This is a genomic window from Epibacterium sp. Ofav1-8 (assembly GCF_022348185.1).
In the GTDB taxonomy this organism is placed as follows: Bacteria; Pseudomonadota; Alphaproteobacteria; order Rhodobacterales; family Rhodobacteraceae; genus Epibacterium.
Genome location: NZ_JAKRFD010000002.1, coordinates 338,767 through 354,069, shown reverse-complemented (window position 1 = coordinate 354,069; position 15,303 = coordinate 338,767). Strand labels below are relative to the sequence as shown.

The window sequence follows — 15,303 nt, the reverse complement described above, 5'->3', positions numbered from 1 at the left end:
AAACGCCGCGTCAGCCAATCTTTGGCTTTTCTTGCGTTTTCTGCCGCTCTGCGAGCAAGGACAGCAGCGCCGCGCCATGTGCATCCATCGGTGTTTCAACCCGCGCATAGTCCGACCCATCGCGATTGCGGGTCAAAAGCTGCATCTCGATCAGGCTGCGCCGGATCTGGGCCGCATCGTGAAAGCTGCAGTGCTCGTCAATCAGCGCCGAGATTTGCCGCTCGCTCCAGCGTTCGCGGGCCGGCAGTCGCGCCCAGATCACCCAGAGGCACAGCTCGCGCACCCCGCGTTTTGTTGGCCAGCTTTCCCAACGTCCACGACCGTCGAAATAGCGCGCCGCCCGCGCGATGCGCTTGTGGTCAATCTCTGGCGTGGGCGGGTTCTGGCTGCGCAGGTGCTGGAAATTGCGATACCCTGCGGCGCGGGCCACATGGTTCAGCATCTCCACATGGCCTGGTGCCTCGCTGAGGGCGTTGCGCAGCTGTTTGGCGAAATCCGACACATCGGGAATGGTCAGACGGATCACATCCTTGGACATCATGTCCTCCATTTATGCAGGATGCCGGGCATGGCTCAGGCCATACGGATGTCCGCCCTTGTCCAGAGGCACCCCGATCAGGAGTCCGATGACATGATGTATAACGCAGGTTTAGCGCGTGGCGGAGCCTTGGTGAACTGCGGACCAAGGCCTCTTTAGCAAAATGTACCGGATCAGGCAATCCGCCCGCGTCCCGGCATCACGCGTCAGTCCTTGAGGATTTCCTTGAGGCGCGCCTGTTCATCGGCTGACAGGTCGTCAGTCTCGGCCCCGCCCGCCGCCGTGGCGCGTTTGCGCAGATACAAAAGCGCAACCAGCAGTGCCAGCACCAGCATCATCGGCCCCGCCGCCCAGAGAATCCAGTTGGCCCCGCGCACCGTCGGTTTCAGCAGCACATATTCGCCGTAGCGATCCACGATGAAGTCGATCGCCTCTTCGTTGCTGTCCCCCGCCACCAGACGCTCGCGCACCAACAGGCGCAGGTCGCGGGCCAGATCGGCGTTGGACTCGTCAATGCTCTCGTTGCGGCACACCAGACAGCGCAGCCCCTTGGACAGGTCGCGGGCGCGTTGTTCCAGTTTCGGGTCGTCCAGAACCTCGTCCGGCTGCACGGCAAAGGCCGGCGTGACCGACAGGAGCAGAACCGCCGCCAGGGCTTTGATCAGACGTATCATTCTGCCGGCACCCCTTCTGCGGTCGTCTTGCGCGCCCCGGCGGCAACGCGGAACCGGCGGTCCGACAGGCTCAGCAGCCCGCCAAGGGCCATCAGCAGGCAGCCGCCCCAGATCCAGTTGGCAAAGGGCTTGATATAGGTCCGCATGGTAAAGCCGCCGCCCGCCTGCGCATCACCGATCACCACATAGAGATCACGGGTGAACCGGTAGTCGATCGCCGCTTCGGTGGTGGGCATCTGCGCCACCGGGTAGACGCGCTTTTCAGGCCGCAGGGTGGCGATCTCGCGCCCGTTGCGGGTCACCTCGACCACGCCCATGGTGGTGAAATAGTTCGGGCCGCGCCCCTCTTCGACCGCCCTGAGGACCATGTCATAGGGGCCGACGCGGAAGGGCTCGTCGATATTGGCGACGCGAATGTCCTCGACCTGCCAGGCGGTGAGGCCCGCAATCGCAAAGATCGTGACCCCAAGCCCGGCATGCGCCACCGACTTGCCCCAATCGGCGCGCGGCAGGCGCATCAGGCGGGCCAGCTTGTCCTTGCGCCCGGCGCGGTTCCACAGATCCAGCGCCGCACCGCTGACCACCCAGGCCCCGAGCATGGCCCCGACCGGCCCCAGCAGGCTGTCGCCGGACTGAACGGCCCAGGTGAGACCCGCGATCGCCAGCGCCAGCACCATGGCATACCGCAGCGCCCAGAGGGTCTTTGCGCCCTTGCCCCGTTTCCACGGCAGCACCGACCCGATCGGCAGCAACAGACCCAGCGCCACCATGAAGGGCGGAAAGGCCGCATCAAAGAACGGCGCCCCGACCGAGAGTTTGCGGTCAAACGCCATCTCGGCCACCACTGGCCAAAGCGTGCCAACAAAGACCACAAAGCAGCTCACCGCCAGAAGCAGGTTGTTGGCCACCAGCGCGCTTTCGCGGCTGACCATGGAAAACACGCCCTTGGCCTCCATCGCCTGCGCCCGCAGCGCAAAGAGCAAGAGCGCGCCGCCGGTAAACACCGCGAGGATCGCCAGGATCACCACGCCGCGCTCCGGATCATTGGCGAAGGCATGCACCGAGGTGAGCAGACCGGAGCGGACGATAAATGTCCCAATCAGCGAGAACCCGAAGGCGAGGATCGCCAAAAGGATGGTCCAGCTCTTCAGGCTCTCGCGCTTTTCCACCACGATCGCCGAATGCAGCAGCGCCGCCGAGAGGAGCCACGGCATGAAGGAGGCGTTTTCGACCGGATCCCAGAACCAGAAACCGCCCCAGCCGAGCTCGTAATAGGCCCACCACGACCCAAGCGCGATGCCGATGGTCAGGAAAATCCACGCCGCCAGGGTCCAGGGGCGCACCCAGCGTCCCCAGGCCGCATCAACGCGCCCCTCGATCAAGGCCGCCACCGCGAAGGAAAACGCCATCGAGAGACCCACATAGCCCAGGTACAGAAACGGCGGATGGAAGGCGAGGCCCGGATCCTGCAACAGCGGGTTCAGATCCTGCCCGTCAAACGGCGGATTTGCCAGCCGCAGAAAGGGGTTGGAGGTAAAGAGGATAAATGCGAAGAACGCCACCCCGATCGCCGCCTGCACGCTTAGCACGCGCGCCTTGAGTGTCGGCGGCAAGCCACCACCAAACACCGAGGCCGTTGCGCCAAAGAGGCTCACGATCAGCACCCACAGCAGCATGGAGCCCTCGTGATTGCCCCAGGTGCCGGAAATCTTGTAGATCATCGGCTTTGCGGAATGGCTGTTGAGCGTCACCAGCCGCACCGAGAAGTCCGAGGTCACAAAGGCCCAGGTCAACGCGCCAAAGGCAAAGGCGGTAAACAGGAACTGCGCCTGCGCGGCGGGTTCCGCCACAGCCATCCATCCGGGCCAGCGTTTGTGCGCACCAATCAGGGGCACAACCATCTGAACAATGGCGATCATGAAGGCTAGGATAAGGGCGAAGTGACCGAGCTCTGTAATCATACCTGCTTCTATATCGGTCTCGCAGATCAGCGCCAATCACATTCGCCCGCGTCCCCGCGCCGCAGGGGGTCTTCAATCCCCGCGCGCGCGATGCCAGTCCGCAAGCGCCGGATTATCCGCGCTGTCGTTTTCTCGTTTTTTATCAGAAGATTGCGCGGCTGTGTTCAGCTGTTCGATATTCTCAACCGCCTGCGGCACCCGTGCCAGGCTGCGTGCGATGCCTTCCTGAAAGGCTTGTGTCTTGGCCTGACTGCGCGCGCCAAAGTAAAACGACACAACGATCCCCAAGAGCCACCACAGGGGTTCGGGCACGAGGGCTACGCCCTGCATGCGGGCCGCAAACCACAGCGGGTCCACCATCGCCGCCACCATCAGCCCCAGCGTCCCCAGCGCCAGCATCGGGCGCGGCAGACGGTTGACCCCATCCATGAAGCGATCAAAGCCGCTTTTCTCGCCCGCAAATTCGGCTGCAAACTGCGCCAGTGCCGCGCCTTGCAGGTCATGCGCCCGCACCGCCGCCTGTTCGCTGTTTTCGCGAAAGACCTCTGCGGTCTCGCGGATCACATTGCGCCGATTGCCAAAGAGCATCTCCCAAAGCGTTGAAAACATGGAACCTCCTTCACGACCAATGCGCTGTGCGGGACTGAAACTCTGCCGGGGTCATGTGATAGCGCGGCGCGATGAAGTCTTCGGCGCGGCGAATCCAGCCGCCCTTGCCGCCTGCGCGAGTGCGGGCATATTTGCGGCTGCGCGGGCGACGATCGGCAAGGTCGAAGTAGTAGTTCCGACGCGCAATCCCATAAGCGTTGACCAGCGCCTCCATATTGACCTGCCCTGCGGCCTGCGCCGCCTTGGCCGTCTGCGGCCCCATCGCCCCGTCGACCGCAACGTCATACCCCATGTCGCACAATAGCCGCTGAAGGATGCGCACCGCGTTAGCACCTGCGTTGACATGCATGTCAAAGACGCTGGCCTGAAGCGGCTCTGGCAGCAGATGCAGACGTGGGCGGCGGAAGTATTCGCGCAGGAAAATCTCTTCGGCCTGCGCGCGATCCAGCGCCTTGACGTCGCGCCGATCCACCGCGCCGTCACCGGTCAGATCAAGGCCAAGCCGGCGCAGCGTGTGAATGGTGACGCCATGTTTGGTCGCCCCGCCGGGATCGTCGGGGTCATTCACATAGCCCCCTTCACGGGCGACAATCTCTCGGGCGATTTTTGCGACATCCATGCCAGATCCTCCAATCGGGAACTGGCAGGAAGACTAGCGTTCGGGCCTTGAGATCAGGTGGGCGCGGCGTGCGCCAGATACGCAACGCGCCCGTGCGAAGACCGCCGGGCGCGTTGTAAAACCAGAGGCATGCCGAGAGAAAATCAGCTCTCGTCCTCGCGGTAGACACCCTGTTCCTTCAGGGCATCCACCACTTCTTTGGGCATGTAGGTCTCATCATGTTTTGCAAGAATTTCAGAGGCTTCAAAGACACCGTTGATATAACGCCCGGTGCCCACCATGCCCTGATTTTCCTCAAACAGATCCGGCAACACCCCGGTGAATGTCACCGGCACGCTGGCCCCGCCATCGGTCACGGAAAACAGAACCGCCTCGCCTTGGCCGCGTTGCAGGCTGCCTTCTTCGACCAAACCGCCGATGCGGAAGGTCTCGGTCGGTTCGGGCGGCGTCTCCATCACCTGACTGGGCGAGCGGAAGTAGTTGATACCATCGCGCATCGCATATCCGATGAGCGCCGTGGACCCGATCAGGGCCGCGGTCGCAAGCGCTATGATCTGGATTCGCCGCTGCTTCTTCAGGGACTTCATCTGGACCTCTTGTTCAGGGGAACAGCGGTGCCATCATCAGCCCAGCTGTTTCCTCTTCACCTAACATCAGGTTCGCATTCTGCAAGGCCTGACCGCTGCTACCTTTTGTCAGGTTATCAAGCGCCACGATGACAATCGCCCGACCGTCGATGCGATCCCCTGTCACCCCAATATGAACGAAGTTCGAGCCGCGCACATGGTGGGTCGAAGGGGCCTCGCCGAAGGGCAGAAGCTCGATAAAGGGCTCGTCGGCATAGGCCTTGGCAAAGGTCTCGTGGATCTTTTGCGCATCGCCTTTGACGTATGTGGTCGCCAAGATCCCCCGGTTCACGGGCAGCAGATGCGGTGTGAACTGAACCTGCACGGGACGCCCCGCCAGCAGAGAGAATTCCTGATCGAACTCGCCCTGATGCCGGTGGGTGCCGCCAATGGCATAGGCGTTGTAGCCCTCGCTCAGTTCCGCGTGCAGCAGGTTTTCCTTGAGCGCCCGCCCGGCGCCGGAGACCGCGCATTTCATATCGAGAATGATCTCATCCAGATCGATGACGCCCGCTGCGATCAGCGGCCGCAAGGCGAACTGCCCGGTTGCGGCGTTGCAGCCGGTGCCCGCCACCAGCCGCGCCGATCTGATCTCGTCGCGGTAGAATTCGGTGAGGCCATAGACCGCCTCTTTTTGCTGCTCCCGCGCCGCATGCGGGTTGCCGTACCATTTCTGATAGGCGTCAGGATCGCGCAGCCGGAAATCCGCCGAAAGATCGACGATTTTCAGATCGCCCGGCAGTTTGGCGATCACCTCCTGGCTGGTCTTATGCGGCAGCGCGCAGAAGCACAGATCGATCTGCGAAAAGTTGATTTCCTCGATTTTGCAAAGGGTTGGCAGAGAAAGATGACGCAGGTGCGGGAACACATCTGCCATCTCCATGCCTGCCTTGCGCTCGGCGGCGAGGGCTTTGATGGTGATGTTCGGGTGCTGAGAGATCAGCCGGATCAGCTCTGCGCCGGTGTAGCCGGACGCACCAAGGATTGCCACGTTATGGGTCATGTCGAGACCTCGAATTGTTCATGTATCAGGAGGGCCTGCGTCAGTCGCAGACAGGAAATCAGGTTGGACGTGAGGGTATAACCCCTCAGGCCGCGTCAAAAGTGATTTCTCGTCGCAAGAACTGCGTCGCGCGGCTGCTGACACGTCCGGCATCGCCCGTGGTCACATAGCCTGCGGCACCGCCGCCGATCATATCGGGGCGACGCTCAAGATAATGCGCGAGGCTGTCGGCCACCAGACGGCCTTGGCTGAACACCTGCACATCCGGCCCCAGCGCCTTTTGAAAGATGTCCTCCATCAGCGGATAATGGGTACAGCCCAGAATCGCCGCCTCGGGACGGGGCATCTTGCGCAACAGCGCGTCGACATGGCTTTTGACCAGCGCCTCAGCCAGGATCATGTCGCCCTCTTCAATGGCATCGACCACGCCACCGCAGGCCTGCGCCTCCACATCGACGCCAATGGCGCGAAACGCCAGCTCGCGCTGAAACGCGCGGCTTGCCACGGTGGCGGGGGTTGCAAACAGCGCCACATGTTTCACGGCCACCTCACGCGGGGGCGAATTGTCGCCCCACTGGCGTTCGGTCAGCGCCTCGATCAAGGGCACAAACACGCCAAGCACCCGCTTGCCCTCGGGCACGCCCGCCTCCTGCATGCGCCGCAGGGCCGCCGCCGAGGCGGTGTTGCAGGCCAGGATCACCAGATTGCAGCCGCGATCCCACATGTCGTGCACGGCCTTGTGGGTCAGCTGATAGATGTCTTCGGCATCGCGCACCCCATAAGGCGCGTGGCTGTTGTCGCCATAGTAGAGGAAATCCACATCCGGCAGGCGCTTTTGCGCCGCGTCCAGAACCGTCAGACCACCAAGACCGGAATCAAAAATACCAACTGCCATGTCACACTGCCTTTGGGTGTGCGGACCCGTTCAGGCCCGGTGTTTTTCTTCGAACTCGAACCCGTAGTCATAGGATTTGAGCGGTGTTGGAGACAGCTCATACGTGGCTTTGCGCAGGAAATCCATCATTGCTTTGGAGTCCTTGGCCAGCGGGTCCAGCACATCGCGGCCGATCGGATCGCCGACCACCACCCGGACCGGGGTGCCGACGCGTTTCTTGAACTCCTTGATCAGGAGGCCCATGCGCAGGGTGTAATGCAGATGCGAGGCAATCTGGAACAGCCGCGAGGTGTGCCCGTCGAAGTACAAGGGCACCACAACCGCATCGGATTTGGCCACCATCCGCGCGGTAAAGCCGCGCCAGCCCGGATCCATCGGATGGGCAAAGGGTTTCGCCGCGGTGGACACCGTCCCGCCGGGGAAGATCCCGATGGCACCGCCCTGCCCCAGATACGACAGCGCCTCGCGCCGGGTCTCGAGGTTGGCCTTCATCGCCTCCTTGGTCTCGGCAAAATCGATCGGCAGGATGACCTTGTTCAGATCCTCGGCCTTGCGAAACACCTGATGCGCCAGAATGCGGAAATCCCCCCGCGTGCGCGACAGGATGTGCCCCATCATTAGCCCGTCCAGGATACCGTAGGGATGATTTGCAATCAGGATCACCGGCTTGTCGCGCGGGATATTGTCGAGACTGCCGCCCACCACATCAAGGCTGAGACCGTAGCGTTCGACGATCACGTCCCAGAAACTGCGCCCGGAGGCGACCTCGGAATCATAGCCCCGGGCGCGCTTTATCAGCCGCAAACGACCGGTGGTGTTTTCCATCAGGCGGATCATGATCCGACCCGGCCGTGTCTCGGCCGAGTGCGAATAGGAAATATCGCGAGCGATATGACGACGCTCAAGCATGTCTTTGAGGTCTCCGTAAAGACAGGGAATGCGCTGCCTGCGGTGCAGGTGCCCGGCTACCTAAGGCCGGGCGCGCATATTGCCCAGCCTTGGTAACACATTCATGACGCCATCCCCAAGACACAGTGGCGTGGGGGCCACTATTCGGCGGCAGCCTTCAGCGGCGCAGGCCCCTGTTTCAGCGCCACCAGCAGTTCCTCGCGCCGCTTGGCAGCCTGCTGTTCGCTCTTCATTTTGACAGGGCCAAAGCCACGGATCTGCAACGGCAGCTCCGCCAGCGCCACCAGCGCATCCATGTCCACCGCGTCGGATTGGGCGAGCCATTCCTTCATATCGGTCTCATATTGCTTGATCAGCGCCCGCTCCATCTTGCGCTCGGCAGTATAGCCAAAGACATCCAGCGGCGTGCCGCGCAGTCCCTTCAGCTTGGCCAGGATCCGCAACAACCGTTCCGTACCGGGGCCAAACTTGCGCTTTTTCGGACGACCATTGGCATCCTTGCCGCCCAGGATCGGCGGCGCGAGGTTGTAAGAGATCTTCAGATCGCCATCAAACTCCGCCGCCGCCTTTTCCCGGCTGCTCAGCAGCAGGCGGGCAACCTCGTATTCATCCTTGTAGGACAGGAGCTTATGATAGCCTTTTGCCACCGCTTCCTTGAGCCGCGGATCGGAGACACCCGCCACCAGTTTCTCGTAGCGTTTCGCCAGCCGCTCGCCCTGGTAGTCCACCAGCTGCGCCCGGCGATAGGCGATTTTCTCATCAAGCGTCTTGGGCAGCGCAACGACGCTCGGCGCCAGCAGTTTGGCAGCGTCCTCGGGATAGAGCACCGCCCAGCGTCCGATATCAAAGGCGCGGAGGTTTTTCTCTACCGCAGCGCCATTCAGCTCGATCGCCTGTTTCAGCGCCTCATAGGACACCGGGATCAGCCCCCGCTGCCAGGCGGCGCCAAAGACCATCATGTTGGAAAAGATCGAATCTCCCATGCTGATGCGCGCCAGTTCGGAGGCATCAAACAGATCCACCCGGTCCCGCAATCGCGCCTGAAGCGCGACCTGCAACCTGTCGCTTGGCAACGCAAAATCGGTGTTGCGGGTGAATTCCCCGGTGATGATCTCGTGGCTGTTCACAACCGCGCCCGTGCGCCCGGTGGAGGTCAGGCCAAGGGTCTTGGCCCCCGCGCTCACCACCAGATCGCCGCCGATCAGCGCGTGCGCCTCACCGGTGGCCACGCGGATGGCGCTGATGTCCGAAGGCTGCTCGGCGATGCGGCAATGGATATGCACCGCGCCGCCCTTTTGCGCGAGGCCGGCCATTTCCATCATGCCCGCGCCCTTGCCGTCGATTTGCGCGGCCTGCGCCAGCACCGCACCGATGGTCACCACGCCGGTGCCGCCAACGCCGGTGATCACCACGTTATGGGTGCCGTCGATCGCGGGCAGTTGCGGGTCGGGCAGTTCCGGCAGCTCCAGGCTGGCGGTTGCGCTCTTCTTGATCTTGGCGCCCTCGACGGTGAGGAACGACGGGCAAAACCCGTTGAGACAAGAGAAATCCTTGTTGCAGCTGGACTGGTCAATCGCGCGCTTGCGGCCCAGTTCGGTCTCTTTCGGCACGATCGACACGCAGTTCGACTGCACCCCGCAATCGCCGCAGCCCTCGCAGACATCAGAGTTGATGAACACGCGCTGATCCGGATCCGGGAACAGGCCCTTCTTGCGGCGACGGCGTTTTTCGGCCGCGCAGGTCTGGATGTAGATGATGGCGGAGACGCCGCCCACCTCCTCGAACTCGCGCTGGACCTTCATCAGCTCGCCCCGCTCATGCATCCGCATGCCGGAGGGGAATTGGCTGGCGACCACGTCCTCTTTTTCGTCATAGACCACGGCGATGGTCTTGACCCCCATGGCGGTCAGCTCATGGGCGATCTGCGGCGCGGTGAGGCCGCCTTCAGCCTGCTGGCCGCCGGTCATCGCCACCGCGTCATTATAGAGGATCTTGTAGGTGATATTGGTGCCCTCGGCGAGTGCCGCGCGGATCGCCATCACCCCGGAGTGGTTGTAAGTTCCGTCGCCAAGGTTCTGAAATACATGGTTTCTCTTGGAAAACGGCGCCTCGCCGATCCAGTTCGCCCCCTCGCCACCCATATGGGTGAACCCGACGGTTTCGCGGTCCATCCACTGCACCATGAAGTGACAGCCGATCCCCGCATAGGCGCGGGAGCCATCCGGCAGTTTGGTGGAGGAGTTATGCGGGCAGCCGGAACAGAAATACGGCAGGCGCGCGGCGATTTCCTCGGCATTGTCGGCCCGTTTCGCATCATCGAGCTGGGCCAGACCGGCGCGGATCGCCTCGGTATCGCGGCCCTCCTCGATCAGGATATTGCCCAGTTTCTCGGCGATCATGATGGGGTCGAGTGCATATTTGGTCGGGAACAGCTCCTCGCGGTGCATGGTGCCCGCACCGCCCTTGTACCAGCCGTAGACCCGACGCCCGCGCCGGTCGTCAAAGATCGCTTCCTTGATCTGGATCTCGATCAGCTTACGCTTTTCCTCGACCACCACGATCAGATCGAGCCCTTCGGCCCAGTCGTGGAACCCTTTCATGTCCATCGGCCAGGTCTGACCCACCTTGTAGGTGGTGATCCCGAGGCGTTCGGCCATGTTTTCGTCGACATTCAAGAGACTTAGCGCGTGAACCAGATCCAGCCAGTTCTTGCCCGCAGCGACAAAACCGATCTTGGCGCCGGGCTTGCCCCACATGCGCTTGTCCATCTTGTTGGCATGGCTGAAGGCCTCGGCGGCAAAGCGTTTGTAGTCGATGATACGGTCTTCCTGACGGAAGCGGTCATCATCCAGCCGGATGTTCAGACCATCCGCCGGCATGTCGAACTGCGGCACGGCCAGTTGCATCCGGTCGGGATCGCCGTCGACAACCGAGGTCACCTCGATGGTGTCCTTCATCGTCTTGAGCCCCACCCAGAGGCCGGAAAACCGTGACAGCGCATAGCCATAGATGCCGTAGTCGAGGATTTCCTGCACCCCTGCCGGGCTGACGATCGGCAGGTAGCAATCCAGCAGGGACCATTCCGACTGATGCAGCACGGTGGAGCTTTCGCCGGTGTGGTCATCGCCCATGGCGACCAAAACCCCGCCATGTTTCGAAGACCCCGCCATATTGGCATGGCGCAGCGCATCGCCGGAGCGGTCGACCCCCGGCCCCTTGCCGTACCACAGGCCAAAGACACCGTCGTATTTGCCCTCGCCACGGATCTCTGCCTGTTGCGCGCCCCAGAGCGCGGTGACGGCAAGATCCTCGTTGAGACCATATTGGAACGTCACGTCAGATTGCGTCAGCAGCTTTTCCGCGCGCTTCATCTGCATGTCGACAGCGCCAAGCGGCGAGCCGCGATAGCCAGTCACCAGACCGGCGGTGTTCAGGCCGGCGGCCACGTCGCGCGCCTTCTGCATCAGCATCAGACGCACCAGCGCCTGGGTGCCATTCAGCAGAATCGGCGATTTTTCAAGATCGTAACGGTCATTGAGCGAGATCTTTTGCGTGCTCATCCGGTCCTCCTCAACCATGACTTGCTTGCATTTTGGATCCAATAATAGGTCATAGATGCTGACCTGTATAGCCGTATTTGAAAGAATCCGTGTCAAACTCCGGTAAGGTTTGAAACTTAGGCTGTTCCTAAGGTAGTTTGTCTAAAAGAGGCAGAAAGAGTAAAATCAATGGATTGGGACAAACTCAGGATCTTTCATGCAGTTGCGGACGCGGGCAGCCTGACCCATGCGGGGGATCGCCTCAATCTGTCCCAATCTGCGGTGTCGCGGCAGATCCGGGGTCTCGAAGAGAGCCTGAACGCAACATTGTTTCACCGCCACGCGCGGGGGCTGATTCTCACCGAACAGGGCGAGTTGCTGTTTGATGCCACCCGCACCATGGCCAAACGCCTGGAAACCGCCTCGGCGCGAATCCGAGACAGCGAAGAAGGCGTGTTCGGCGAATTGCGGGTGACCACCACCACCGGGTTCGGCACGCTCTGGCTGGCGCCGCGTCTGGCGAAGCTCTACGAACAATATCCCAACCTCAAGATCGACCTGATGCTGGAGGAACGGGTGCTCGACCTGCCGATGCGGGAGGCCGATGTCGCCATTCGCATGAAGGAACCCAGCCAGGCCGACCTGATCCGCAAACGGCTGATGACGGTGCAGATGCGGCTTTATGCGTCGCGGGGCTATATCGACAAGTTCGGCTGGCCGGAAACGATCGAGGAAATCTGCGACCACCGCCTGATCTGCCAGAGCCTGCGCTCGGCGCAGGTGGGTTCTGCCACCGTCATGGTGCAGAAGCTGATGACCCATAACCCCAAGTCGCTTTTGACCGTGAACAACTATTTCGGCGTGTTGCAGGGGGTGTTGCAGGATCTCGGCATCGGGGTGCTGCCGGACTATGTGACCGAGGATTTCCCCGATCTGGTGCAGGTGTTGCCAAATGAGGACACCAATGGTGTGCCCGTCTACCTCGCCTACCCGGAAGAGTTGCGCCATTCGCAGCGTGTTTCCGCCTTTCGGGACTTTGTGCAGAATGAGATCATCGCACACCGTAAACACATGAAAGAACTTGGAAAAATCTGATACCTGCCGTGGCGGCATGCATGCAGCCGCCCAGCTATGCACATAGCGCATGGCAGGCTTGATTTAACAAGTGTTTCAAAACCCTTGCGGCATCGCGGCAGGCACCCTAAATGACCCTCATGAAGACGCGGCACACGCCGCACTTCATACCTCCCTGTTGGACTACGGCCGAGCTTAGTGCTCGGCCTTTTTTTTGGCCGCAGAGGATCTTGCCCAAATTTTTCCCGCGCGCCGCATGTGCCGCAATCGGCTGTCGCGTGGTGTTGGACATGATCTAGGCCGCGGCACGCCGATGGGGCCAGACAAAATATCGCTTTTCCGACGCAATAAGACGACGCGCGCCCCATGTGATGTGCCGACAGGCAGGCAACGGCCCGCCTGCCCAATTTCCGGGCACAGCTTGCATCGGCACGATGCTGTATCATGCCCCCTTTCCCCGCCGTTGGCCTTGCTCTAAAAGGCCGACAACATGAAGCGACCCGGGGGGCCATCTAAGCGCCATGCAGGAACCAGCCATTACGACTGAAGTGATCGAAAACCACGGACTGAAACCCGATGAGTACGATCTGATCCTGGAGATCATCGGCCGGGAGCCGACCTTTACCGAGCTCGGCATTTTCTCCGCCATGTGGAACGAGCATTGTTCCTATAAATCCTCCAAGAAATGGCTGCGCACCCTGCCGACCTCCGGCCCGCAGGTGATCTGTGGTCCGGGCGAAAACGCCGGTATCGTGGACATTGGCGATGGCGACGCGGTCGTCTTCAAGATGGAAAGCCACAACCACCCTTCCTACATCGAACCCTACCAAGGTGCCGCCACTGGTGTTGGCGGCATTTTGCGTGATGTCTTCACCATGGGCGCGCGGCCGATCGCCTCGATGAACTCGCTGTCCTTTGGCGAGCCTGCGCATCACAAGACCCGCCAGCTGGTAAACGGCGTGGTTGAGGGCGTCGGCGGCTACGGCAACTGTTTTGGTGTGCCTTGCGTCGGCGGCGAAGTGCGCTTTCACCCGGCCTACAACGGCAACTGTCTGGTGAATGCCTTTGCCGCGGGCCTTGTGAAGACCGACATGATCTTCTACTCCGCCGCCTCTGGTGTGGGCATGCCGGTTGTGTACCTCGGCGCCAAGACCGGCCGCGACGGTGTGGGCGGTGCGACCATGGCGTCGGCCGAATTCGACGACACCATCGAGGAAAAGCGCCCCACCGTGCAGGTTGGCGACCCCTTCACCGAAAAACGCCTGATGGAAGCGACGCTGGAGCTGATGCAGACCGGTGCCGTGATCTCGATTCAGGACATGGGTGCGGCGGGTCTGACCTGCTCTGCTGTTGAGATGGGCGACAAAGGCGGCCTTGGCGTGCGTCTGGATCTGGAAAAGGTTCCGCAGCGTGAAGAGCACATGACCGCCTACGAGATGATGCTCTCGGAATCGCAAGAGCGCATGCTGATGGTGCTGAAGCCCGAGCTGGAGGCCGAGGCCAAAGCCGTCTTTGAGAAATGGGACCTCGATTTTGCCATCGTGGGTGAGACCATTGCCGAAGACCGCTTCCTCATCATGCACAACGGCGAGGTCAAGGCCGACCTGCCGCTGTCGAAACTCTCCTCCTCCGCGCCGGAATATGACCGCCCGTGGATCGAGGTCGAAGCCCCAGAGGCGCTGACGGATGCGGATGTGCCGACCATTGACCCGATCGATGGTCTGAAGGCGCTGATCTCCAGCCCCAACTACGCCGGCAAACAGTGGGTCTATGAGCAATATGACACCACCGTGATGGGCGACACCGCCCGTCGTCCGGGCCTGGGTGGCGGCGTGGTGCGCGTGCATGGCACCGACAAGAAGCTCGCGTTCACCTCTGATGTGACCCCGCGCTACGTCAAGGCGAACCCGATTGAGGGCGGCAAGCAGGCCGTGGCCGAAGCCTATCGCAACCTCTCTGCCGTGGGGGCAAAACCGCTGGCGACCACCGACAACCTCAATTTCGGCAACCCCGAAAAGCCCGAGATCATGGGCCAGTTTGTCGGCGCACTCAAAGGCATCGGCGAGGCGGTGTCGGCGCTGGATATGCCGATCGTCTCCGGCAACGTCTCTCTTTATAACGAGACCGACGGTCAGGCGATCCTGCCCACCCCCACCATCGGTGCGGTGGGTCTGGTTGCGGCGGATGAAGAGCCGATCCTGGGCGAGGCCCGCGACGGTCACGTGCTGCTGCTGGTGGGCGAAACCACCGGTCACCTCGGCCAGTCGGCGCTCCTGCACGAGGTCTTCAACCGCGAAGACGGCGATGCACCTGCGGTGGATCTGGAGGCCGAAAAGCGCAACGGCGAATTCATCCGCAACAACCGCGATTTCATCAAGGCCTGCACCGACATCAGCGATGGTGGTCTGGTGCTGGCAGCGTTTGAAATGGCCGAGGCCGCCGGTGTCGGCGTGCAGATCGATATCAGCGATACGCCGACCCTCTTTGGCGAGGATCAGGCCCGCTACCTCGTCGCCTGCAACTTTGATCAGGCGGAGGCCTTGATGATTGCCTCCGGCCAGGCTGGTGTACCGCTCCTGACCGTCGGCCGTTTTACCGGCGATACCGTCAAGATCGGCGGCTCCGAGGCGACACTGGAAGAGTTGAGCCAGATCTTCCGCGCAAGCTTTGCCGAAGCGGTCGCCTGAGCATAAAAGGCGGGGAAACTCCCGCGCCCGCAGGTGCCTTAGCAGATGCTAAGCCCCCTTGGCGGCCTTGGGCCCGGCACCGCGCCTGCGCGGTGCCGGGCCCAACTGTGTTGGGCGGGCCCCTTTGGGGCCGGTCCATAAGCAGGCGGGAGCGCCCCCGTCCTGTTTC

12 protein-coding genes are annotated in these 15,303 nt (G+C 61.9%); 2 read left to right on the top strand and 10 right to left on the bottom strand.

Annotation, left to right across the window (positions count from 1 at the left end):
- Window positions 1–10: 10 nt before the first annotated feature.
- The 10 genes from MHM97_RS04470 to MHM97_RS04425 form a co-directional block, all read right to left on the bottom strand.
- Window positions 11–541, bottom strand: coding sequence for a DUF2087 domain-containing protein (locus tag MHM97_RS04470; protein ID WP_239319952.1), 531 nt, complete (start codon window positions 539–541; stop codon window positions 11–13).
- Between the two features lie 203 nt (window positions 542–744).
- On the bottom strand, window positions 745–1,212 hold the full coding sequence (locus MHM97_RS04465; protein ID WP_239319938.1) for a cytochrome c-type biogenesis protein: 468 nt from the start codon (window positions 1,210–1,212) through the stop codon (window positions 745–747).
- The gene (locus MHM97_RS04460) at window positions 1,209–3,173 is read right to left on the bottom strand and encodes a heme lyase CcmF/NrfE family subunit (protein ID WP_239319935.1); all 1,965 of its coding nucleotides are present in this window, start codon (window positions 3,171–3,173) and stop codon (window positions 1,209–1,211) included. The genes MHM97_RS04465 and MHM97_RS04460 overlap by 4 nt, the downstream gene beginning before the upstream one ends.
- Window positions 3,174–3,245: 72 nt before the next feature.
- Window positions 3,246–3,782, bottom strand: coding sequence for a holin family protein (locus tag MHM97_RS04455; protein WP_239319933.1), 537 nt, complete (start codon window positions 3,780–3,782; stop codon window positions 3,246–3,248).
- A gap of 10 nt (window positions 3,783–3,792) precedes the next feature.
- Window positions 3,793–4,401, bottom strand: a complete 609-nt coding sequence (locus tag MHM97_RS04450; protein ID WP_239319932.1) for a holin-associated N-acetylmuramidase — start codon at window positions 4,399–4,401, stop codon at window positions 3,793–3,795.
- A gap of 143 nt (window positions 4,402–4,544) precedes the next feature.
- Window positions 4,545–4,988: a cytochrome c maturation protein CcmE gene (gene ccmE / locus MHM97_RS04445; RefSeq protein WP_239319931.1), complete on the bottom strand. Its 444-nt coding sequence runs from the start codon at window positions 4,986–4,988 to the stop codon at window positions 4,545–4,547.
- Between the two features lie 13 nt (window positions 4,989–5,001).
- Window positions 5,002–6,030: an N-acetyl-gamma-glutamyl-phosphate reductase gene (gene argC / locus MHM97_RS04440; RefSeq protein WP_239319930.1), complete on the bottom strand. Its 1,029-nt coding sequence runs from the start codon at window positions 6,028–6,030 to the stop codon at window positions 5,002–5,004.
- 85 nt (window positions 6,031–6,115) lie between these two features.
- Window positions 6,116–6,925, bottom strand: a complete 810-nt coding sequence (locus MHM97_RS04435) for a glutamate racemase (protein ID WP_239319928.1) — start codon at window positions 6,923–6,925, stop codon at window positions 6,116–6,118.
- A gap of 30 nt (window positions 6,926–6,955) precedes the next feature.
- Window positions 6,956–7,834, bottom strand: a complete 879-nt coding sequence (locus MHM97_RS04430) for a lysophospholipid acyltransferase family protein (protein ID WP_239319926.1) — start codon at window positions 7,832–7,834, stop codon at window positions 6,956–6,958.
- A 140-nt stretch (window positions 7,835–7,974) separates the two neighbouring features.
- Window positions 7,975–11,412: an indolepyruvate ferredoxin oxidoreductase family protein gene (locus MHM97_RS04425; RefSeq protein ID WP_255729223.1), complete on the bottom strand. Its 3,438-nt coding sequence runs from the start codon at window positions 11,410–11,412 to the stop codon at window positions 7,975–7,977.
- A 150-nt stretch (window positions 11,413–11,562) separates the two neighbouring features.
- Here MHM97_RS04425 and MHM97_RS04420 point away from each other — a divergent pair, with 150 nt between their 5' ends.
- A complete protein-coding gene (locus MHM97_RS04420) occupies window positions 11,563–12,468 on the top strand; it encodes a LysR family transcriptional regulator (RefSeq protein ID WP_239319912.1) in 906 nt (301 codons plus the stop codon).
- Between the two features lie 500 nt (window positions 12,469–12,968).
- Window positions 12,969–15,134 (top strand): phosphoribosylformylglycinamidine synthase subunit PurL, encoded by a 2,166-nt coding sequence (gene purL / locus MHM97_RS04415; RefSeq protein WP_239319910.1) that lies wholly within the window; start codon window positions 12,969–12,971, stop codon window positions 15,132–15,134.
- The last annotated feature ends 169 nt before the right edge of the window (window positions 15,135–15,303 follow it).

Coding starts and splice junctions, on each gene's coding strand:
- MHM97_RS04435 (WP_239319928.1), bottom strand. CDS start 6,925: ATGGCAGTTGGTATTTTTGATTCCGGTCTTGGTGGTCTGACGGTTCTG.
- argC (WP_239319930.1), bottom strand. CDS start 6,030: ATGACCCATAACGTGGCAATCCTTGGTGCGTCCGGCTACACCGGCGCA.
- purL (WP_239319910.1), top strand. CDS start 12,969: ATGCAGGAACCAGCCATTACGACTGAAGTGATCGAAAACCACGGACTG.
- MHM97_RS04420 (WP_239319912.1), top strand. CDS start 11,563: ATGGATTGGGACAAACTCAGGATCTTTCATGCAGTTGCGGACGCGGGC.
- MHM97_RS04465 (WP_239319938.1), bottom strand. CDS start 1,212: ATGATACGTCTGATCAAAGCCCTGGCGGCGGTTCTGCTCCTGTCGGTC.
- MHM97_RS04470 (WP_239319952.1), bottom strand. CDS start 541: ATGATGTCCAAGGATGTGATCCGTCTGACCATTCCCGATGTGTCGGAT.
- MHM97_RS04455 (WP_239319933.1), bottom strand. CDS start 3,782: ATGTTTTCAACGCTTTGGGAGATGCTCTTTGGCAATCGGCGCAATGTG.
- MHM97_RS04425 (WP_255729223.1), bottom strand. CDS start 11,412: ATGGTTGAGGAGGACCGGATGAGCACGCAAAAGATCTCGCTCAATGAC.
- ccmE (WP_239319931.1), bottom strand. CDS start 4,988: ATGAAGTCCCTGAAGAAGCAGCGGCGAATCCAGATCATAGCGCTTGCG.
- MHM97_RS04460 (WP_239319935.1), bottom strand. CDS start 3,173: ATGATTACAGAGCTCGGTCACTTCGCCCTTATCCTAGCCTTCATGATC.
- MHM97_RS04430 (WP_239319926.1), bottom strand. CDS start 7,834: ATGCTTGAGCGTCGTCATATCGCTCGCGATATTTCCTATTCGCACTCG.
- MHM97_RS04450 (WP_239319932.1), bottom strand. CDS start 4,401: ATGGATGTCGCAAAAATCGCCCGAGAGATTGTCGCCCGTGAAGGGGGC.